The following is a 20,747-nucleotide window of genomic DNA, read 5'->3' as shown; positions in this document are numbered from 1 at the left end:
GGCCGAAAGCAGAATAACGCGTCACAACTGGAATCTACGGGAAAGTGTGGAACGTCACACGCGTGCTGAGGTTAGCAAATAACGTTATTGAGCTGCACGCGCGTGGCTTTACGTCTGCTGCGGAAAACAGCTATGCCCTCTTTCGCCACCTGGCGACAGACTCCGCCGCTTATATCCCGGCCTGCACCCTAATAAGCATCTCAGCGCGAAAAGGATATTAGCGTGCCAACGGGCGATTAACATCACGCCGCACCTGCCGCGTCGCTTTGAAAATTTATTTCAGATTATTCATTGCTGAAACAGATATAACGCATTTTATGTGCGTTATTGTTGCGCCCGTCACTATTGTTATCGCCGGGCGGGCTATTCGCGTGCCGATATTCGCCGCCAGGGAATATTGCCGCTCTCAACGATCACGCTGCGCAATGGCTAAGACACCTCTGACAGAAAATGGTCCTTTATTGGCTATCCTGTTGATAATGAAAGCAGGCACTGGGTTTACGCCTGTCAACGAGCAGGCTGTTTTATATTTAGTCTTGTTATTTTATGCGGGCGGATTAACTCCCCTGAGGTAGCGAGCCAAATGTTATTTAAACGTGTCAATCTGCACGCTGGCTTATTTCCTTTAAGGTTTTTTTACCGTAAACTGCGCGCTTTACATATTTATATTCGTTAAGGGTTATATCCATGAGTGATGCGCTGAAAGCATTGAATAATCTTCGTACGCTTCGCGTTCAGGCACGTGAAATTGAGCTGGACGTGTTAAACGAAATGCTCGAAAAGTTCTCTGTCGTGGTTGCAGAACGTCGTGACGAAGTAAACGCCGAACAAGCCGCGCAAAAAGAAAAAGCGGAAAAGCTGGCGTTGTATAAAGAGATGCTGATGAAAGACGGCATCGATATTTCCGATCTGGCGGATCTGGCGCAGACCGAAAACAAGCCGAAAGCGAAACGCGCGCCGCGTCCGGCTAAATATAAATTCACCGATGAAACCGGCGAAACCAAATTCTGGACCGGTCAGGGCCGCACCCCTTCGCCGATCAAAAAAGTGCTGGATGCAGGCGGTTCGCTCGACGAATTCCTTATCTAGTCAACAGGCGCTGATTTCAGCGCCTTTTTTATGCCTGCCGCTCCGCCGTCGCGCACAGCAGCGCGCGCAGCCAGCGATGGCCCGCATCGCGATGCGTGCGTTCATGCCAGGCGAGATTCTTGGTAAAACCGGGGATCGCCAGCGGCGGCGCCAGCGCCTTAAGGCCCGGCAGATCGCGCGCCAGCCGCTCTGGCACCACCGCTAGCAGATCGCTGACGCGCAGTATCTCCGGCAGCACCATAAAGCTGCTGACCGCCAGGGTAATGCGGCGTTCGCGCCCCAGTGCCGCCAGCGCCTCGTCCGTGACGCCGCGAAACGGCCTGCCGCTGTATGAGACCAGCGCCTGATCGAGCTGGCAAAAGGCGTCCAGCGTCAGCGGCTGCTGCGCGGCGGGATGATCGTCGCGCAGTAGACAGATATAGCGCTCGTCGTAGAGCGCGCGCGCATGAAGATCGGCGGGCGTGGTGTCGGGCGTCATCAGCGCCGCATCCACCTCGCCCCGCTCCAGCTGTCCCTGAATCTGCTCATTGCTTACCGGCACCACCGCCACGCGGATGCCGGGCGCCTGTTCGCGCAGCGCCGCCATAAAGGGCACCACCAGCGCGCGCAGCGCATAGTCGGTCGCCGCCAGGGTAAAGGTCAGGGTCGCGCTGGCGGGGGTAAAGGCGGCAGGCCGCAGCAGCCGCTCAACGTCGTGCAGGATCTGCTTAACCGGCGCGGCCAGCTCCAGCGCGCGCAGCGTCGGCACCACGCCGCGCTGGCTGCGGGTAAACAGCGGATCGTCGAACGCCTCGCGCAGACGGGTCAGCATACCGCTCACCGCCGGCTGCGTCAGCGCCAGCCGCTCGGCGGCGCGCGTTACGCTGCGTTCATCAAGCAATGCATCCAGGGTTTTTAGCAGGTTTAAATCGAGCGTGCGCAGATCGTGGTGCACAACAGAACTCCTTTGCGGCTATCGTGCAAAAGGGTAGCAAAAAGGCGCAAGGGATGATATCTGCGAGGCGGCCGGCGGCCGCCTGCAAAACGAGAGCGATTAGAGCGCTGGCAGACCGAGATTCTCACGCAGCGTGGCGTAGGCGTAATCGGTCGGGAACAGGCCGCGACGGCGCAGCTCCGGGATCACCAGCTCAACGAACAGATCCAGCTGCTCCGGCATAATGGCGGGCATAATGTTGAAGCCGTCTGCGCCGCCCTGCTCCAGCCACAGCTGGAAGTCGTCGGCGATATCCTCCGCCGTGCCGACAATCACCCGATGCCCGCGCGAACCCGCCGCGATAGCCGCCAGCTCGCGCAGCGTCAGGTTTTCACGTTTCGCCATATCGGTCATCAGCTTGACGCGGCTCTGGTTGCCTTCGCCCAGCGGCACCTCCGGCACCGGGCCATCCAGCGGGAAGTGGGAGAGATCCATACCAAAACGCAGCGAGAGCTGTTTCAGCCCGTTGTCGATATCGACCAGGGTGTTCAGCTCTTTCCACAGCGCTTTCGCCTCGTCGCGCGTGCGGCCGACAATCGGCATCACGCCCGGCATGATCACCACGTGCTCCGGGTTACGACCCGCCGCCGCGACCTGCGCTTTCTGCGACTGATAAAACGCCTGCGCCTCTTCCAGACTGGCAGCGGCAGTAAACACCACTTCGGCGGTCTCTGCCGCCAGCTTCTGCCCGTCGGCTGAGGAGCCCGCTTCGATAATCACCGGACGCCCCTGCGGCGAGCGCGTGATGTTCAGCGGCCCCTGCACCTGGAAATGCTCGCCGACATGGTTAATCGGGTTGATTTTGTCGTTGACGAAGTACTGTCCCGAGGCGGCGTCTGGCTGCACCGCGCCCTCTTCCCAGCCTTGCCACAGCTTGTTGGTGACCTGCAAAAACTCGCGCGCACGCCCATAGCGCTCAGCGTGGTTTGGCATATCGTCGCGGCTGAAGTTTTTCGCCACGTCGGTGGAGAAAGAGGTCACCACGTTCCAGGCGGCGCGGCCGCGGCTGATATGATCCAGCGAGGAGAAGGTGCGCGCCATGGTGAAGGGATCGCTGAAGGTGGTCGACGCGGTGGCGGCAAGGCCGATGCGTCTGGTGTTGACCGCCACCGCTGACAGCATGGTCAGCGGCTCCAGACGCGCCATGGTGGACGGCAGACGATACATGCTGGTCGCCAGCGCATCGCCGACGAAAAAGAGATCGAAACGTCCCGCTTCCGCTTTCTGCGCCAGGCGGATCAGCCAGTCGATATCGGTTGGCGCGCCCAGCTCTTCGGTCAGGCGCCAGCCGCTGACGTGGTGCCCTACCGGCTGAACGAAAAGACCAAGACGCAGACGATTTTTTGCAGATGAACTGTCCATATTGTTTCCCTGATAAAGATAAGCGCCGTCTCTGGGCGGCTATGAAAAATGATCGGTGGCGATTAACGCTTTTTCCAGCGCCGCCGGCGTGACCGCAAACGGCAGCCGCGCCGCGCTGGCGGCCGGAAAGCGGATAGCGCCCGCCAGACGCTGCAGCGCCGCGCGGCGATCGCCCGCCAGCTCAGGCAGCCTGAGCGGCGCGCCAAAGCGGCGCAGCAGCGCCACCAGCGTGGCATCCGGTTCGCCGTCTGGCTGCTCCATTATCGACTGCACCAGCAGGCTAAATCCCACCTTCTCGCCGTGCAGCCAGTGATGCAGCTCCGGCATATCGGTCAGACGATTATGGATAGCGTGGGCGAATCCGGGCGTCGGTAGAGTATCGCGCATACTGTTGGCCAGTCCAGCCAGGACGATACTGGCGTCGATAATGCGCTCCAGCGCGAAGCTGGTCTGCCCCTGCTGGTTGGCCTCGACCGCTTCGTCGCCCCACTGCTGAAAGGCGTCTAACGCGCGCTGCGCCGCCATCACCTTCAAATCCAGCGCCAGGCTGTCGGGATTATGGCGCTGGTAGGGACGAAACTCGTACCACTTCGCCAGCGCGTCGACGATGCCCGCTTTCAGATAGCGCACGTCGCTGCGGGCGATAATCTCGCTGTCCACCAGCACCAGCGCCGGCATCTTGCGCAGCGGCTGACTGCGCAGGTGGCCGCCCTGCGCGTTATAGACGATCGCCACCGGCGACCAGGCGGCGCAGGTGGCGGCCAGCGTAGCGAAGTTAATCACCGCGACCTGCTCCAGCCCGTCGCCCGCCGCTTTGGCGCAGTCCAGCACGCGCCCGCCGCCGACGGCGAGAATCGCCTCTGCGCCCTGCTGCGCCGTATTGCGCTGCAGCCGCTCGATCGCTTCGTCGCTGCATTCGCCGTCCAGCATTTCCAGCTGCCAGCGAATGCCCTGGCTCTCCAGGCTATGGGTCAGTTCAGGATTAACCGCCTGCCAGGCGCGCGGCGATGAGAAGATGCGCAGATGGGTGGCCAGCGGACGGATATGTTCTCCGGCCTGGGCGCGGATCCCGGCCTGCTGTAGATAGGCTTGAGGCGATTTAATGGCTAACACGGCGTATTCCTGCAGTGGGTCTGCTGCCCTAAAAGTAGCGGGGAAACAGAGGGATATTGAGGTTATGCCCTTGCGCGGCGCATGCAGGGCATAGTACGACAACCGGTAATTTAAGCAACGCGTTCCGCCGCGATCCTTCTTCACAAATTCGCATTAGCTTAGCGAGTTTTCAGATATAGCGGCGCGTCACTTGTTGCTACTCTGCGAGTTCCTTTTTTGCATTACGGAGATGATGATGCACTTTTCCCGTTATGCGGCGGTGACGCTGTGAGCCTGACCGCGCAGCTCAGCCAGCCGATCCGCCTGCTGCAACCCGACGACGCCGCGCGTCAGCGCGCCCGCGAAGGGGTGCAGGATTTTCTTGCCGTCAGCTGGCCGGTGCTGAACCGGCAGGTGCCCGACAGCGGCCTGCCCCAGCTGCGCGCGCTTTATGCCGACGGCGGCCCGGCGTCGCGCGCCCTGCTGCTCGGCTACGCCGGACACGCCCTTGACTATGACGATTTTCACGCCGATTTTCGCGGCCATCCCAGCGTGGTTATTCTGCCCGCGCTGCTGGCGTGGGCGGCGGAAAACGGCGCGTTCGACCTCGCGCGCTTTCTCGACGCCTATATCATCGGCGTGGAGATGGCCGGTCGGCTCGGCCTGGCGATGACGCAGCATCACTACACGCTCGGCTATCACAACACCGCGTCGCTCGGCACGCTTGCCGCCGCCGCCGCGCTGGCGCGCTTTAGCGGCGCGGACGCCCGCCAGACCGCGGTGCTGCTCGGCATCGCCGCCACCCAGGCGAGCGGGCTGCGCGCCCAGTTCGGCTCGGCGGTGAAGCCGCTGCACGCCGGCTTCGCGGCCGAGCGCGCGGTGCGCGCCACCCAGCTGGCGCTGGCCGGGTTCGATGGCCAGGCGGATGGCGTGCTCGAGGCCTTTATCGCGCTTGGCAGCGCCGAGGCGGCGCAGCGCGACAGACTGCCGGAAAACTGGGGCGATCCCTGGCGCATCGTCGCGCCGGGGCTGGAGTTCAAACCTTTCGCCACCTGCGCCGGCACCCACAGCGCGGCGGAGGCGACGCGTGAGATCCGCCAGCGCTGGACGGGCGGCGTTGAGACGCTGCTGAGCCGCATCGATCGCATCAGCGTCGCCTTTCCCCCCGGTGGCGATATCGCCGCCTCGGTGCGCCAGCCGCAGAACGGCATTGAGGCGCGTTTCAGCCTCGAGTATGTCATCGCCGCGATGCTGATCTACGGCGACCTGCGCATGGCGGACTTTGCCGAAGGCGAGGTCAATCCGCAGATCATGGCGCTGGCGGCGAAGGTAGCGCGCCAGCCCGACGATCGCGCGCCGCCGGATGCCCTCAATCCCGCGCTGCGCTTTCATGAAGTCACGCTGTTTCTGCATGACGGCGCAACGCTGCGTCAGCGGCGCACCCGTCAGCAGTCGCTGGCGACGCCGGTGGACGTGGCGGGCAAGCTGCGTGCGGCGCTGTCCGATCAGCCTGAGCTGCTGGCCCACAGCGCATTGCGCGACGACAGGGATCTGCGCTGCCTGGCGCAGGCACTGATCGCGGCGCTGTAGCGCCGTCGGGCTAGCCTTGCGGCGGGGTAAAGGCGGCGACTGCCGGCGCCTCGCCGATAAATTTCCTGACGTTGACCACCGCGATCTGGCCGGTGCAGCCCTGCGCCAGCGACGAGGTGCCGATATCCTGCGTCAGCACGTTGGGGTTGCCGTGGCGGCAGAGCGGACGCGCCGCGGCGGGATCGACCGGATCGTACCAGGCGCCTGTCGGCAGGCGCAGCACGCCGGGTTTAATCTTCTCCGTCAGCGCGGCGCTGGCGAGCACATGGCCGCGCGCGTTGTACAGCTCAATCACATCGCCCTCGACAATGCCGAGCCGCTGTGCATCCTGCGGATGGAGGCTGCACACTTCGCGGCCGTCGCGTTTGCCGCTGCGGCTGTAGTCGCCGAAATCAAGCTGGCTGTGCAGGCGCGTCGCCGGCTGGTTGGCGATTAGCCAGAACGGATAGCGCGCGTCAGGCTGCTCGCGCGGCGCGCGCCACACCGGATGGCCGGGACAGTTCTCGTAGCCGAAACCGGCGATAGCGTCGGAGGCGATCTCGATTTTCCCGCTGGGCGTCGGCAGTGGATGCGCCGCCGGATCGGCGCGAAACGCATTCATCATGCGTCCGCCGTCCTGCAGCTGCGGCAGCGCCAGCACGCCTTGCTGCCAGAAGGCGGCGAAATCGGGCAGCTCAACCTGATGCGCCGCCAGTTTTTCCTGCAGCTGCGCGTAGAGATGCTCCAGCCAGCCGCGCGCGTCGCGCCCTTCGGTAAAGGCCGCTTCCCGTCCCAGCCGGCGCGCCAGCTCGCTGAATATCTGATAGTCGTCGCGCGCCTCGCCGAACGGCGCCGCCACCGGCTGCATGGCGATCAGATGGCGATCGGTGGGGGCGCCGCCGATATCCTCGCGCTCCAGCGTCATGGTGGCGGGCAGCACGATATCGGCGTGACGGGCGGTTGCCGTCCAGGCGCTTTCATGCACGATCAGCGTGTCGAGGCGGCAGAACGCCTGACGCAAACGCGCCAGATCCTGATGGTGGTGAAACGGATTGCCGCCCGCCCAGTAGGCGAGCCGGATCGCGGGATAGGTGAGATGGCGGCCGTTATAGTGAAATTTTTCGCCGGGATGGAGCAGCATATCGGCGATGCGCGCCACCGGAATAAAGCGATCGATGCCGTTCTTCCCCTGCGGCAGCGCGGGGAAGCTCGCCAGATTGTGGTGTTTGCCGTAGTGCCCCAGCGCGCCGAGCGCGTAGGTAAAGCCGCCGCCGGGCAGGCCCGGCTGTCCCAGCGCGGCGGCCAGCGCCAGCCCAAGCCAGACCGGCTGTTCGCCATGCTCGGCGCGCTGCAGAGCGTGCGCCACGGTGATCAGCACGCGCCTGCCGTGCAGCGAGCGCGCTAGCGCGCGGATCTGCGCCGCAGGCACACCGCAGATCTCAGCGGCCCAGCTGGCGTCGCGCGCGACGCCGTCCTCTTCGCCCAGCAGATAGGCCTTAAGCTGCGGCCAGCCGTGGGTGTAGCGCACCAGAAAATCGTCGTCGGTCAGCCCCTGGGAGGTTAACTCATGCAACAGCCCGAGCATCAGCGCCGCATCCGTGCCGGGGATCAGCGGTAGCCATTCGCCGCCCGCCTCGTCAGGCAGATCGCTTTTGAGCGGGCTGACCGAGATAAAGCGCGCGCCGCGCCGGGCGGCGCGCTGCATAAAGCCGCGCTCGGTGTGCTCGCTCAGCCCGCCGCTCGCCACCTGCGAATTTTTCAGCGCCAGCCCGCCGAACGCCAGCACCACCTCGCTGTGCTGGGCGATCGACTCCCAGCTGACGCCGCGCCGCGCGATTTCATTCATATCGCCGACGATATGCGGCAGCAGCACCGAGGCCGCGCCGGAGCTGTAGCTGTTGACCGAGCGCACATAGCCGCCCAGCACGGTATTCAGAAAGCGGTGCACCTGGCTCTGCGCATGGTGAAAGCGTCCGGCGCTCGACCAGCCGTAGGAGCCGCCGAAAATGCCGGCTGGCCCATAGTGCTGCCCGACGCGGCGCAGCTCATCCGCCACCAGCGTGTAAGCCTCTTCCCAGCTGACCGCCACATAGCTGTCGAGACCGCGCCGCGCGTCGGCGCCCGGCCCGTTTTCCAGCCAGCCGCGCCGCACCATTGGACGCGTCACGCGCGCCGGATGCGCGAGCGCGTTATGCAGGTTCGCCAGCAGCGGGCTGGGATCGGGGTCGGCGCTGAAAGGAACAATTTTTAACGCGTCGCCTTCACGGCGGGCGCGAAAGGCGCCCCAGTGGGCGCTGTGCATAACGTCGGTCATGATAATCCTGCGAAAAAAACGGTGCCTACAGCACCGTCGCGATAAAGTTACGCACGCGCCCGTTGTTGGGGTCATCAAGCACCTGCTGCGTCGGTCCGGCGGCGACGATCCTGCCGCCTTCCATAAACACAAGGTTGTCGGCGACTTCGCGCGCAAAGCCGATCTCATGCGTCACGATCACCATCGTGATGCCAGAGTGCGCCAGCTGCTTGATCACCTGCAGCACTTCACCCACCAGCTCGGGATCGAGCGCTGAGGTCGGTTCGTCAAACAGCAGCACGCCGGGATCCATCGCCAGCGCGCGGGCGATGGCGACGCGCTGCTGCTGGCCGCCGGAGAGGTTTTGCGGCCACTCCTCTTCGCGGCCCGCCAGCCCGACCTGCTGTAGCAGGGCGCGCGCCTTCTCCAGCGCCTGCTGACGCGGCGCTTTTTTTACCCGTATCGGCGCGTCGGCGATGTTTTGCAGCACCGTACGATGGGGGAAGAGATTGAACTGCTGAAACACCATGCCGACATCGCGCCGCTGGCGCGCCACCTCGCGGCTGCCCAGCTCATGCAGCGCGCGCCCTTTCTGCCGGTATCCCACCAGCTCGCCGCCGATGCGGATGGTGCCGCCGTCCAGTTTCTCCAGGTGATTGATACAGCGCAACAGCGTCGACTTGCCCGAGCCGGACGGCCCAAGGATCACCGTCACCGAACCGGCCGGAATATCCAGATCGACCTCGTCGAGGACGGTGACGCCGGAAAAGCGTTTGCTCACGTTACGCAGGGCGATCGCCTCAGCCATTACTGATACTCCTTTCGCTGCGCGTCGGCGTAAAGCCGTTAAGCAGGCTGCGCCACAGGGTGCGCGATGAACCCCGCGACACGCCGCGCGAGAAATAGCGTTCGATATAGAACTGCCCCACCGACAGCACCGAGGTCATCAACAGATACCACAGCGTCGCCACCAGCAGCAGCGGGATCACCTCATAGGTGCGCTGATAGATGATCTGCGCGGAGAAGAGCACATCCTGCAGCGAGATCACCGACACCACCGCCGTGGTTTTGAGCTGGCCGATCACCTCATTGCCGGCGGGCGGCAGGATGGCGCGCATCGCCTGCGGCAGAATGGTAAAGCGAAAAATCTGCGCCGGACGGTAGCCGAGCGCGCGCGCCGCCTCCAGCTGACCGTTGCCGACGCTCTGGATCCCGGCGCGCACAATCTCCGCCGCGTAGGCGGACTGATGCATCACCAGCGCGATAACCGCGGCGCTGAACGGGCTGATCAGCGCGTTGGACTGGGCGCTCCAGAGTTCGCCGACGCCCGGCAGCGACAGAGAGAGCGTGGGATAGAGCGCGGCGATGTTGTACCAGAGAAACAGCTGCACCAGCATCGGCACGCCGCGAAAGAACCAGGTGTAGGCCCAGCTCACCGCCACCAGCACCGGATTAGAAGAGAGGCGCATCAGCGCCAGCACCGTGCCGAAGGCGAACCCCAGCACCACGGAAATGGCGGTCAGCTGCAGGGTCATCAGCACGCCCTGCAGAATCGAGGCTTCGGTAAAATTCTCGGCGATCACCCCCCATTCGAAACGCGGGTTGTTGATCATCGAATGCGCCATCGCCATCACGCACAGCAGCACCAGCAGCGCGCTCAGCCAGCGGCCGTAGTAGCGTTTGCCGACGATGCGCAGATCGTCTTCAGGATTCACTGAAAGATCTCCTCGTTGCGTTTCGCCTCTTTCACCGCGCCGAAGCCGATATCCCAGTGGTCGAGGATCTTCTGATAGCTGCCGTCTTTGATCAGCGAATTAAGCGCCGCTTGCACCGCCGGCTCCAGCGGCGACGCCTTCGGGAAGGCGACCGACACCGGCGCGTCGTTGACGCTGATTTCGCCGCTCATGGTCAGCGGCTTGATCAGCTTCACCTGCCAGGTCAGCCCTTCATAGGGGCCGAAGAACATCGGCACGCGGCCGCTGACCACCGCCTGCACGCCGGCCGGACGGTCGGGGAAGACGGCGATGTTGATCGGGGACTTCCCGGCGCTGACGCAGGTTTTGCTCGCCTCTTCCAGACGAGTGATTTGCGTGGTGCCCGCGCCCGCGCCCACCGTTTTGCCGCACACCGCGTCAAAGGTGGTGAACGGCGCGATATTGGCGCTTTTCAGCGCAATAATGCCGAGACGGCTGGCGTTGTAGTAGCCGACGAAATCCACCTGCTTCAGGCGCGCCTGAGTGGCGTTGATATTGGAGAGCGCCACATCGTAGCGGCCGGTCTTCAGGCCGGGAATAATATTGTCGAAGCCGCCGGTGTCGCGCCACTGCACCGCCACGCCGAGGCGTTCGCCCACGGCGTTCATCACGTCGATTTCGCGGCCCGCCAGGGTTTTGTTGTCTTCTTTATAGAAGGTGGTGGGCGGCGTGTTGGGGTTGGTGCCGGCGACAATATAGCCGCGCTGCAGAATATCAGCAGGCAGCAGGCTTTTTAGCGCGGGATCGGCCTGCACATGCAGCGAACTGTCGGTCGGCACCGAGGTTTCCGCAGCGCTTACGGCCTGGGCAGCCAGCGCGAACGCGATAAGGGTGACGCCTTGCATGAGTTTCACTGTGACCTTTCTCCTGATCAAATCCACTCCCTTACGGGAAAAAGCGAAGCCGGACAGCGCCGCGCAAACGAAGTTATCTCTTTCTCGGCCCAGAGATGGCTGGACGGCTTTATTCTCTGTGAGGATATGCGGGCTTAACAAATGCGAAAAAACGCTAACTTATGCCGAAATTGAGCATTAGCAGTGAGCGCCTCGCTCTGCGCTGTCAGATTTGGTCTGCGCGACTGGAAAAGGCGGGTAAGGTTATGCAGGGAGCTGAAGCAAAATGCGCTAGCTTATTTTCTTATGATCTAAACGGTGGCTACTGATTAGGCCGCGTCTCACGATGGATAGCCAGCCCCGCCTGAAGCTGTCTCCTCGCCTGTTTCCCTGATTATTTAACGATTTGTTGTAACACCCGCTTCCTTTTGCTGGTTAATTGCGCGACCGGTGCTGACTGTTTCCTGCGCAATTGTGTAGGAATGTAAATATGACAGCACAAACTATACAATGATAATCATTCTCACTATCATGCGCATTTACTTACAATCGTTAACCTATCAGGGAGAAAGTTTAAGTGAATGTAACGCGTTATTTCAGAAAACGCCCTTGCGCCCTTTTAATGGCAGGCGTGCTGAGCGCCACTGGCGTCGGCGCGGCGGAAGAGACCGAAAAGCTGGCCGATGACGAAACTATGCTGGTGACCGCGGAACAGCTGTTAAAGCAGCAGCCTGGCGTTTCTACCATCACCGCAGAAGATATTGAGAAAAGCCCGCCGGTTAACGATCTCTCCGATATCATCCGCAAAATGCCCGGCGTCAACCTGACCGGCAACGGCGCCAGCGGCAGTCGCGGCAACAACCGCCAGATCGACATTCGCGGCATGGGGCCGGAAAACACCCTGATCCTGATTGATGGCGTGCCGGTCTCGTCGCGCAACTCGGTGCGCTACAGCTGGCGTGGTGAACGTGATTCGCGCGGCGATACCAACTGGGTGCCGCCGGAAATGGTTGAGCGTATTGAAGTGATCCGCGGCCCGGCGGCGGCGCGCTACGGCTCCGGCGCGGCGGGCGGCGTGGTTAACATCATCACCAAACGGCCGACCAACGACTGGCACGGCTCTCTCTCCCTGTTTACCAACCAGCCTGAAGACAGCAAAGAGGGCGATACCCGACGCGCCAACTTCAGCCTGAGCGGGCCGCTGGCAGGCGAAGCGCTGACCATGCGCCTGTACGGTAACCTTAACCGGACCGACGCTGACGCCTGGGATATCAATACCGCCGAAAACGGCTCTTACGCCGCCGGACGCGAAGGGGTGCGCAATAAAGATATCAACGGCGTGCTCTCCTGGAAGATTAATCCCGAGCAGATCCTCGACTTTTCTTACGGCTACAGCCGCCAGGGCAATATCTACGCTGGCGACACGCAGAACAGCAACGGCAATAACAGCGCCAACGGGCTGGTGGAGTCGCTGGTGGGCAGCGAAACCAACCGCCTCTATCGCCAGTCGTACGGCCTGGCGCACAACGGCATCTGGGACTGGGGTCTGTCGAAGCTGACCTTCAACTATGAAAAGACCAACAACACGCGCCTGCAGGAGGGCTCCGGCGGCAGCGTCGAAGGGATGATCAACAGCGACACCTTCGCTACTAGCCGGCTGGAGAGCTATCGCGGCAGCGCGGAGGTAAACTTCCCGCTCGACTGGCTGCGCGATCAGACGGTCACGCTGGGCGCGGAGTGGAATCATGACAAACTCAACGATCCCGCCTCGATGCAGGCCGCCAACCAGGCGGGCGTCAATATCGGCGGCGTCAGCGGCAATGCGGCGGATCGCAGCAGCAAAAACAGCGCCACCCTTAGCTCGCTCTACTTTGAAGACAATATCGCTGCCACCGACTCGACGGAGGTCATTCCAGGCATCCGCTTCGACTATCACAACAGCTTCGGCGCCAACTGGAGCCCGAGCCTCAACCTGTCGCAGGGGCTGGGGGACTTTTTCACCCTGAAGGCCGGCATCGCGCGCGCGTTTAAGGCGCCGAATCTCTATCAGTCCACCGAAGGCTACCTGCTGTCGACGCGCGGCAACGGCTGTCCGAAGGATGTCACCACCGGCAGCTGCTACCTGCTGGGCAGCGACGATCTCGAGCCGGAAATCAGCGTCAATAAAGAGCTGGGCCTGGAGTTCGCCCATGACGGCTATGCGGCGGGCATCACCTGGTTCCGTAACGACTACAAAAACAAGATCGTCGCCGGCCGCGAGCGCGTCGGCATCGCCTCGAACGGCTATAACATTCTGCGCTGGGAAAACGCCGGCAAAGCGGTGGTGGAAGGTCTGGAGGGCAACCTGACGCTGCCCGTGATCGCCGATACCCTGGAGTGGCGCAGCAACGCGACCTATATGCTGAAATCGGAAGATAAAGAGACCGGCAATCCGCTGTCGATTATTCCCAAATACACCATTAATTCGCAGCTGGAGTGGCAGATCACCCAGGACTTCTCCGGCAATATCAACTGGACGATGTATGGCCGTCAGAAACCGCGCGAGTTTTCCGAGTCGCGCCTGGAGGTTAATAACCTGTCGCAGCGTGAAATTGGCGCCTACTCAGTGCTGGGCCTCAATTTTAACTACGATGTGACGAAAAACCTGCGCGCCAACGCGGGCGTCAGCAACCTGCTGGATAAGCGTCTCTACCGTGAAAACAGCGGCGCCTCGACCTATAACGAACCTGGCCGCGCCTGGTACGCCGGGCTGACCTACGCCTTCTGAGGATAAGGGTTGCCGTCGTCGCGCGCGGCGGCGGCTTTTCTCCCTCGCCTCGCGTGTTAAAAAAAGGTCCAGAATGCGTCGGAATACGCCTCGCAAAACGTCAAGCTGACGCTATCCCCTGCCGCCTAAGCTCGCTATAATGCGCCGCTATTCAGTGGTAACGAGTGAAAATCGATGGCGAAGCATGACCCGCATTTAGAACATTTAAAACGCTGCCTGAGAAGAGAAGTGATGGTCTCTTCGGCCCCGTTTTCATGGGTCAAAACCATCCACCGCGCCATTAAATGCCCCGGCAGACGTTATTATTTCTGGTGGCGCATCGCCAATTATCTCTATCTGAGTAAGCGTCATCGCAAGCTGGCGATTCGCCTTTCCCGCAAGCTGCGCAATAAATACGCCTGCGATATTCATCCCGGCACGCAAATCGGCGTCGGGCTGCGTATTTCGCACTTTGTCGGCATTGTCATTTCGCATCGCTGTATTATCGGCGAAAGTTTTCATATCAAGCAAAACGTCACCATCGGCGTGCGCCATATCAACCAGTCGGGTCATATCCATATTGGCGATAAGGTCGAGGTCGGCGCGAACAGCTGTATTATCGGCGACGACATCACCATTGGCAGCAATGTGGTGATCGGCGCGATGACTTTTGTGAATAAAGACGTGCCGGATAATGCTGTGGTGCTGAATAAAAAAGAGATGACTATTATTCCTCTCGAGGTCTGATCGCCCACGCTGATGTGAATCACTCAAAAAGCGCCTGGTTTGCCCCCTCCGCCTGCCTTATTTTTTTCCTGTTTTTACTCTCTGAGGAAGCGGGAAAATGACTGAAAAAAACCCTTATGCCGCGGCTACCGCCGCGCCCCGACTGGGCGTCAGCCCGCTGTCGTGGGTTAATGAAGTGCTCCACCATTTGGGCGCCGGCACCACCGCCGCGCAGTGTTTGCGCGAAGCGGCGCAGGCGGGTTATCAGGGCGTGGAGCTGAGCCGCCTCTTTCCGCGCGACGCCGAGGCCCTTAAGCCGCTGCTGGACGCGCACCGCCTGCAGCTGGTTTCCGGCTGGTACAGCGGTTTTCTCACTGAACGCGGCGTGGAGGCGGAGCTTGAGGCAGTGCATCAGCACGCCTCGCTGCTGAGCCGCTGCGGTTCCCGCATTATGGTCTACGGCGAATGCGGCTGGATGGCGGAGAACGCGCTCGATATCCCGCTGGATCGGCGCCGGCTGCTGCCTGCCGACGGCGTCAACGCCTATGCCGAGCGCCTGTCGCGCTTCGCCGAGGCGCTGCGCCGCCGCTACGGCCTGCGGCTCGCCTATCATCATCACCTGATGATGGTGGCGGAAACCTGGGATGAAATTGCCCGCCTGCTGAACGCCTGCTCCTCTGACGTCGGCCTGCTGCTCGATACCGGCCACGCGTTTGCCGCCGGTTTCCCCTACTCGCGCCTGATCGACGCCTTTGCCGATCGTATCTGCCATATCCATCTGAAAGATGTGCGCGCCGACCAGCTGCAACAGGCGCGATCCGGCCAGACCACCTTTAATCAGGCGGTGCTGGACGGCTTGTTCTGCGTGCCGGGCGACGGCGCGGTGGATTTCGCGCCGCTGGCGCGCTTTATCGCCGATAGCGGCTACTGCGGCTGGCTGGTGGTCGAAGCCGAACAGGATCCCGCCAGCGCGCCGCCCCTTGCCACGGTCACACGCGCCCAGCGCTACGTCGCCCGCCATATTCTTACCCAGGAGAGCCTCGCATGAGCAAACCCCATTTGAACGTCGGCCTGATCGGTTCGGGATTTATGGGACAGGCGCACGCCGACGCCTGGCGCCGCGCCGCGCTGCTCTACCGCGATCTGCCGCTGCAGCCGGTGCTGCACACCCTTGCCGACGCCACGCCAGCGCTGGCGCAGGCGGCCGCGCAGCGCTTCGGTTTTCAGCAGGGAACGGCAAACTGGCGCGCGATGGTCGAGGATCCGGCGATCGATATAGTGGATATCACCACGCCTAACAGTTTGCATGTGGAGATGGCGCTGGCCGCCATCCGCGCCGGCAAGCATGTCTACTGTGAAAAGCCCCTCACCGTCGCGCTCGAAGATGCGCAGATGCTGGTCGACGAGGCGGAACGCGCCGGCGTGCAGACCTTTGTGGCGTTTAACAATATTAAAACGCCCGCCGCGCAGCTGGCGAAGCAGCTGATCGCGCGCGGCGATATCGGCACCCCGACGCGCTTTCGCGGCTGGTTCGATCAGGGCTTTTTCAACGATCCCGATTTGCCCTGGAGCTGGCGCTGCTCGCGCGAGCAGGCAGGCTCCGGTTCACTGGGGGATTTAGGCTCGCACGTCATCAGCGTGGCGCAATATCTGATGGGGCCGATTGAGAGCGTGGTGGGCCAGCAGCAGACGGTGATCGGCAGCCGCCCCGCGCCGGGCAGCGGTTCAGGCTACGGCGCACAGGCAGATCGTCACGCGGCGCGGCTGACCGTGGAAAACGACGACCAGTTTCAGGCGCTGGTGACCTTCGCCAGCCGCGCCGGCGGCGTGATTGAGTCGTCGCGCATCGCCGCCGGCAAAGTGTTCGGCATCGCCTGGGAGGTTTCCGGCACGGCGGGCACGCTGATGATGGACGGCGAGCGTTTCAACGAGCTGAAGATTGCGCGCTACGGCGATGAAAAACAGGATCGCGGCTTTAAAACGCTCTACGCCGGCTCGCAGGTCGACGCCTTTAGCGGCTTTTTCGGCTTTGACTTCGCCGGCGGCGGGCTCGGCTACTTCGACGTGAAGGTGATAGAGATCTTTGATCTGATCGGCGTGCTGAGCGGCGCGCGCACGCCGCTGGCCGATTTTCGCTTCGGTCTGGAGAATCAGCGCATTATCGATGCGATGGAGCGATCCGCCGCTGCGGACCAGCGAATAAAGATTGCTGATTTAACCTGATGTAAAGCGAGGCGCGTAGGGTTATGATGCAGGCGCTGCGGGGCAGGCGTCGTCGCTATCCGCCGCGCCGCGCGGGAAAAAGAGCAGAGATGCGCAGGCGCGGGTTTCGACGCCAGGCTACGCTGAATAAACCCGTAATTCAGGAGAGAAAAGCCCGTGAAATTTGAAAATCAGGATGCGTTTAAACTGGCGGTGGCTTATATGGAGCGTAAAGAGAATGTCACCGGCATTACCGTCTACTTTAAATCCTTTATCGAGACCTATCAGAAGTTCGATCGCTGGCTGAGCGCCGCCGATCCGGTGCAGGCCGTCGAGGAGGAGAAGAAAGCGGCTAAAGCCAATCCCGATTCTCTGCTCTGACGCGCAACGCGGCGGGCTAAGGCGGCCTCGTTACCGTCCAGCCTTAACCCGTCTGCCTGCGCGCCCCTTTCGCCCGGCGCTGTCTGGGCGTAACCTGCCTCTGGCGCATTGGTCGCTTATCATCTGCCACCGTTTTATGGTTAACTTCCGTCTACCCTTGGTCTGTACGTGGTAAAAATGCACTATTTTAACGAATTAATGGGGTTTATTGAGGGGAACGTCGCGCTTTCCGCCACCTTTAATATCATCATGCTGGTGCTGGCCGGCATGATCGCCCATTTCGCCTGCAAGCTGTTTATTGTCAAAGTGGTGCGAAAAGTCTTCTTCAGCGCGCATAAAAGCGATGTCCCGCTGGATAAAGATGTTCGCATTTCGGAGAAGCTCTCCAACTTTATTCCGGTTATCACCGTTTATTACCTGCTGCAGTTTATGCCGGAATTGCCCGAGCATCTGCAAATCGCCATTAAGACCCTGTGCGGCATCTTGTTTTTCGTCTATTTATCGCTGTTCTTCAATGAAGTGCTGGAGATTGTTAACAACTCCTATTCGAAGAAGTCGAAGCGCAAAAATCATTCGATTAAAGGCTATATCCAGGTCGGCAAAATCCTGGTGCATATTCTGTCGGCGATTATGATCCTGGCGATTATGTCGAATAAGTCGCCGGTGATTATTATCTCCAGCCTCGGCGCGGCCGCCGCGGTGCTGATGCTGGTGTTCCAGCACACGCTGCTGTCGCTGGTGGCGAATATTCAGGTTTCATCCAACGACGTGCTGCAGCTGGGCGACTGGATCGAGATGCCGGATAAAAACCTCAGCGGCGAGGTGACGGATATTGCCCTGCATACCATCACCATCCGCAACTGGGACAACACCATTTCGCGCATTCCGACCAAAAATTTTCTGACCGAAACCTATACCAACTGGCAGGCGATGTTCTCGTCCGGCGCGCGCCGCATTATGCGCAGCTTCTATCTCGATCTCGATTCTGTCACCTTTGTGAATCAGGAGATGCTGCAGTCGATGGTGCAGCTGCGCGGCGTGAGCGAGCCGCTGACGGCGCTGCTCGACGGACGTGATATCAGCGCGGTCGGCGATCGCTGGTTTATTGAAAACGGCATGACCAATCTCACCGTGTTTCGCCACTATCTGACCGCCTGGCTCGGGCAGCGCGACGATATTCGCAAGGATATGTATACCGTGGTGCGTGCGCTCAAACCGTCGCCGGATGGATTGCCGGTTGAGATCTACTGTTTTACCTCGTCGACGCTCTGGGCGGATTACGAGAACTCGCAGTCGGAGATTTTCGAATATATCTATGCGGTGGCGAGCCTGTTTTCGCTGCGCATCTATCAGCACCCTTCCGGCGCGGATTTCTGGCGCCTGTCGCGCGATCGCGCGCAAAGCGTAGCCAACTCCCGCACCCCCTCAGTGTGAACCACATGCCGCCGCGCGCGGCGGCATGTGCTGTAAATCCAATAACTTCCCGAAAATACTCAACTTTTTCGCTACGGCTCACTTGCGCAGGCGAAACGGCGAACTACGCTATAAGGGTGACTAGCTAGTCCTTTTATCTCATGGAACATTGATAGGAGTTCTGTCTATGACACAACAGAAGTACAGAGGTGGCGCAGGCAATTTTGCCAACGATCCGGATCGCGCTAAAGAAGCGGGCAGTGCAGGAGGCAAGGCCAGCGGAGGCAATTTCAGGAACAATCCTGACAGAGCCAGGGAAGCGGGCCGGAAAGGGGGTCAGAAGAGTCGGCGCCCGCCTGGTAATTCTGAGTAAGGTACCTTCAGGATGATCGTTCGCCACGGACTGGCGTTTTTGCTGACGTAAAAAAGGCCGCCCGAAGGCGACCTGAAAGAAAATGCATGCCCCACCCGGCGCTTATCTCCGGCACTCGCATTGGCTTAGCTCTTGAAGGGGCGTAAGAATAGTCTCATAAAAACCCCGCCTCTCTTTAACCTTTTTTGCTTATGCAATTATTAGCCTGCTAACTTTGATCGCCGCGCCACCCGCCCTGCTCTCTCTGAACCGCGCTTTTATAGCTACACTCAATGCATACCGGCGTTTTTTGCCGTGCCGCTTCCACTCATGAGGTCATGCTTATGCCGTCCGGACAGTTCTATATACTCGATAAGCCTGAACACTCTTTTAGCTGCAACTATCAGCTCGATACCGTTGCCGATCGCGCCTTTGAGTCACGCATGCTGCTGGAGATTCAAAAAGAGAATCAGCCCGTTGAGGTGTTTGCGCCGCTCAGCATTGGGGAGGAAGTGGTTTTTGTCTCCCCCAGCGGAGAAGCGAAAAATCTCTTTCTGATCAGCGAAACCGATAGCCACTTTATCTTCTCTTCCCGCGCCTGACGGCGCGGCAGGCTATAGCGCGTCGATCCGCGCCATCTCAATTTTGGCGCCAGGCATCATCTTCTCCAGCCCGTCCGTCAGCATGCTGGCGGCGGCGTAAAGCGCGTCGAGCGGCATTTCCGGCAGGCTCTCGAGGATAAACCACATATTTGCGTCCGCCGCGCTCAGGCGGGTTCTGACACCCTGCCGCCAGTTCCAGCGGCGGCAGGTGACGCCGATATCGTCGCGCCAGATCGCTTCGCCCGCCTCGACCGTTTCCAGCGCAGGCTCTCCCTCTTTAACGGTATCGAACGTTTCGCTGCCGTCAGCGAGACAGAGTCTTGGTGCGCCCGCATAGGCGGCCAGGTTCTCTCCGCCAACGGGAATGGCATAGCGCAGGCTTACCGCGTTATAGAGATCGACCACCGGATCGAGCGACGCCATGGTACCGTCACGCAGCACGCGCTTGCGCAGCGCTTCCGCCGAGCAGGGCGTGCGTTTGGGCTTCGCGCCGAACGCCTGAAAAACACGGCCCCAGGCGGCGAGATGCGCGTCGCCCCAGCTCGGCTCGCCGGCCAGCACCGCTGCGCAGGCCGCGCGCAGCGCCTCTGAACCTGCCTCTGGAGCGCGCACGGCGGCCGCTTCGACGACAATACTTAACGCGCGAAAGCCTGGCGCGATGCGGCTGATATCTGAACTGATTGACGGCAATGCAGGAGACATTTCATAATCCACTAATGACTAATTTATTGCATAATATCGACCGATGACCAAAAAAGTCAATATAACGACCGACGCGGGTGCTGATGCGATGGCGGTCAGCGAAGCCCTTTCCGCGCGCATCAGGCTTTACCGTAGTCAGAAAAAATTGTCGCTGGATGAGCTGTCGCGCCGCGCAGGCGTCAGCAAAGGTATGCTGGTGGAGATAGAGGCCTGTAGGGCGAATCCCAGCATTGCATTGCTTTGTCGTCTCGCAGCGGCAATGGGCATCTCCGTCGCCGATATCGTTAATGTCGCCAGCGACCCTGGCGTGCACCTTATTCAGCCAGAACAGATCCCGGTGCTGTGGCAGGGTGATCACGGCGGCAGCGCCCGTTTGCTGGCGGGCACCAGCGGACCGAACATGGTGGAACTCTGGCAGTGGCAGCTGTTTCCTGGCGAGATCTTTACCTCTCCCGGCCATCCGCAGGAGACCACGGAACTGCTGCACGTGACCGCCGGCACGCTGCTGTTAACGGTAAACGACGACGTGTTTACCCTTGCGGCGGGCTATTCCGCCGTGGCCGCCACCGACGTGCCGCACAGCTACGCCTGCGCAGGCGACACACCGCTCGCTTTCACCATGACGGTTCATGAAAACGCGCGCTAACAGCGCGTCATC

19 protein-coding genes are annotated in these 20,747 nt (G+C 61.1%); 11 read left to right on the top strand and 8 right to left on the bottom strand.

The window, feature by feature from the left end; translation table 11 throughout:
- Positions 1-687: 687 nt before the first annotated feature.
- The gene (locus B2J69_RS21455; protein ID WP_081142166.1) at positions 688-1,089 is read left to right on the top strand and encodes an H-NS family histone-like protein; all 402 of its coding nucleotides are present in this window, start codon (positions 688-690) and stop codon (positions 1,087-1,089) included.
- 28 nt (positions 1,090-1,117) lie between these two features.
- Here the strand turns inward: B2J69_RS21455 and B2J69_RS21450 are convergent, their stop codons facing one another.
- The 3 genes from B2J69_RS21450 to B2J69_RS21440 form a co-directional block, all read right to left on the bottom strand.
- Entirely contained in the window at positions 1,118-2,023 is a 906-nt protein-coding gene (locus tag B2J69_RS21450) for a LysR family transcriptional regulator (protein WP_081142164.1), read from the bottom strand.
- Positions 2,024-2,122: 99 nt separating this feature from the next.
- Positions 2,123-3,424, bottom strand: coding sequence for an LLM class flavin-dependent oxidoreductase (locus B2J69_RS21445; protein ID WP_081142162.1), 1,302 nt, complete (start codon positions 3,422-3,424; stop codon positions 2,123-2,125).
- A gap of 39 nt (positions 3,425-3,463) precedes the next feature.
- A complete protein-coding gene (locus B2J69_RS21440) occupies positions 3,464-4,537 on the bottom strand; it encodes an iron-containing alcohol dehydrogenase family protein (protein WP_081142160.1) in 1,074 nt (357 codons plus the stop codon).
- Between the two features lie 267 nt (positions 4,538-4,804).
- Here B2J69_RS21440 and B2J69_RS21435 point away from each other — a divergent pair, with 267 nt between their 5' ends.
- Positions 4,805-6,106: an MmgE/PrpD family protein gene (locus tag B2J69_RS21435; protein WP_081142158.1), complete on the top strand. Its 1,302-nt coding sequence runs from the start codon at positions 4,805-4,807 to the stop codon at positions 6,104-6,106.
- 10 nt (positions 6,107-6,116) lie between these two features.
- Here the strand turns inward: B2J69_RS21435 and B2J69_RS21430 are convergent, their stop codons facing one another.
- Genes B2J69_RS21430 through B2J69_RS21415 form a run of 4 tightly spaced genes read right to left on the bottom strand, consistent with a single transcriptional unit; the run spans position 6,117 to position 10,977 of the window.
- Entirely contained in the window at positions 6,117-8,399 is a 2,283-nt protein-coding gene (locus B2J69_RS21430; protein WP_081142156.1) for a molybdopterin-dependent oxidoreductase, read from the bottom strand.
- A 25-nt stretch (positions 8,400-8,424) separates the two neighbouring features.
- Complete coding sequence (locus B2J69_RS21425) at positions 8,425-9,186, bottom strand: amino acid ABC transporter ATP-binding protein (RefSeq protein ID WP_081142154.1); 762 nt, start codon at positions 9,184-9,186, stop codon at positions 8,425-8,427.
- Positions 9,179-10,093 (bottom strand): amino acid ABC transporter permease, encoded by a 915-nt coding sequence (locus B2J69_RS21420; RefSeq protein WP_081142152.1) that lies wholly within the window; start codon positions 10,091-10,093, stop codon positions 9,179-9,181. Before B2J69_RS21420 ends, B2J69_RS21425 begins: the two co-directional genes overlap by 8 nt.
- On the bottom strand, positions 10,090-10,977 hold the full coding sequence (locus tag B2J69_RS21415; protein WP_201789487.1) for an ABC transporter substrate-binding protein: 888 nt from the start codon (positions 10,975-10,977) through the stop codon (positions 10,090-10,092). The genes B2J69_RS21420 and B2J69_RS21415 overlap by 4 nt, the downstream gene beginning before the upstream one ends.
- Before the next feature lie 610 nt (positions 10,978-11,587).
- Here B2J69_RS21415 and B2J69_RS21410 point away from each other — a divergent pair.
- From B2J69_RS21410 to B2J69_RS21375, 8 genes are all read left to right on the top strand, one after another.
- A complete protein-coding gene (locus B2J69_RS21410) occupies positions 11,588-13,732 on the top strand; it encodes a TonB-dependent siderophore receptor (RefSeq protein WP_094078540.1) in 2,145 nt (714 codons plus the stop codon).
- 231 nt (positions 13,733-13,963) lie between these two features.
- Positions 13,964-14,458, top strand: a complete 495-nt coding sequence (locus B2J69_RS21405) for a serine O-acetyltransferase (protein WP_236722764.1) — start codon at positions 13,964-13,966, stop codon at positions 14,456-14,458.
- 97 nt (positions 14,459-14,555) lie between these two features.
- Entirely contained in the window at positions 14,556-15,485 is a 930-nt protein-coding gene (gene iolE / locus B2J69_RS21400) for a myo-inosose-2 dehydratase (RefSeq protein ID WP_081142144.1), read from the top strand.
- Positions 15,482-16,660: a Gfo/Idh/MocA family protein gene (locus tag B2J69_RS21395; protein WP_081142142.1), complete on the top strand. Its 1,179-nt coding sequence runs from the start codon at positions 15,482-15,484 to the stop codon at positions 16,658-16,660. The genes iolE and B2J69_RS21395 overlap by 4 nt, the downstream gene beginning before the upstream one ends.
- Before the next feature lie 156 nt (positions 16,661-16,816).
- Complete coding sequence (locus tag B2J69_RS21390) at positions 16,817-17,020, top strand: hypothetical protein (RefSeq protein WP_033748479.1); 204 nt, start codon at positions 16,817-16,819, stop codon at positions 17,018-17,020.
- Positions 17,021-17,197: 177 nt separating this feature from the next.
- Positions 17,198-18,454, top strand: a complete 1,257-nt coding sequence (locus B2J69_RS21385) for a mechanosensitive ion channel family protein (RefSeq protein ID WP_081142140.1) — start codon at positions 17,198-17,200, stop codon at positions 18,452-18,454.
- 166 nt (positions 18,455-18,620) lie between these two features.
- Complete coding sequence (locus B2J69_RS21380; RefSeq protein WP_071997410.1) at positions 18,621-18,806, top strand: con-10 family general stress protein; 186 nt, start codon at positions 18,621-18,623, stop codon at positions 18,804-18,806.
- 317 nt (positions 18,807-19,123) lie between these two features.
- Complete coding sequence (locus tag B2J69_RS21375) at positions 19,124-19,387, top strand: hypothetical protein (protein WP_236722763.1); 264 nt, start codon at positions 19,124-19,126, stop codon at positions 19,385-19,387.
- A gap of 12 nt (positions 19,388-19,399) precedes the next feature.
- On the opposite strand, the gene B2J69_RS21370 is transcribed toward B2J69_RS21375, so the two are convergent.
- Positions 19,400-20,089: a B3/B4 domain-containing protein gene (locus B2J69_RS21370; protein ID WP_081142138.1), complete on the bottom strand. Its 690-nt coding sequence runs from the start codon at positions 20,087-20,089 to the stop codon at positions 19,400-19,402.
- 43 nt (positions 20,090-20,132) lie between these two features.
- Between B2J69_RS21370 and B2J69_RS21365 the strand changes: the two genes are divergently transcribed.
- Entirely contained in the window at positions 20,133-20,735 is a 603-nt protein-coding gene (locus B2J69_RS21365; protein WP_081142136.1) for a helix-turn-helix domain-containing protein, read from the top strand.
- The last annotated feature ends 12 nt before the right edge of the window (positions 20,736-20,747 follow it).

The sequence above is a fragment of the Pantoea latae genome (genome assembly GCF_002077695.1).
GTDB lineage: Bacteria > Pseudomonadota > Gammaproteobacteria > Enterobacterales > Enterobacteriaceae > Pantoea > Pantoea latae.
This window is presented reverse-complemented; position numbering and strand designations above follow the sequence as displayed.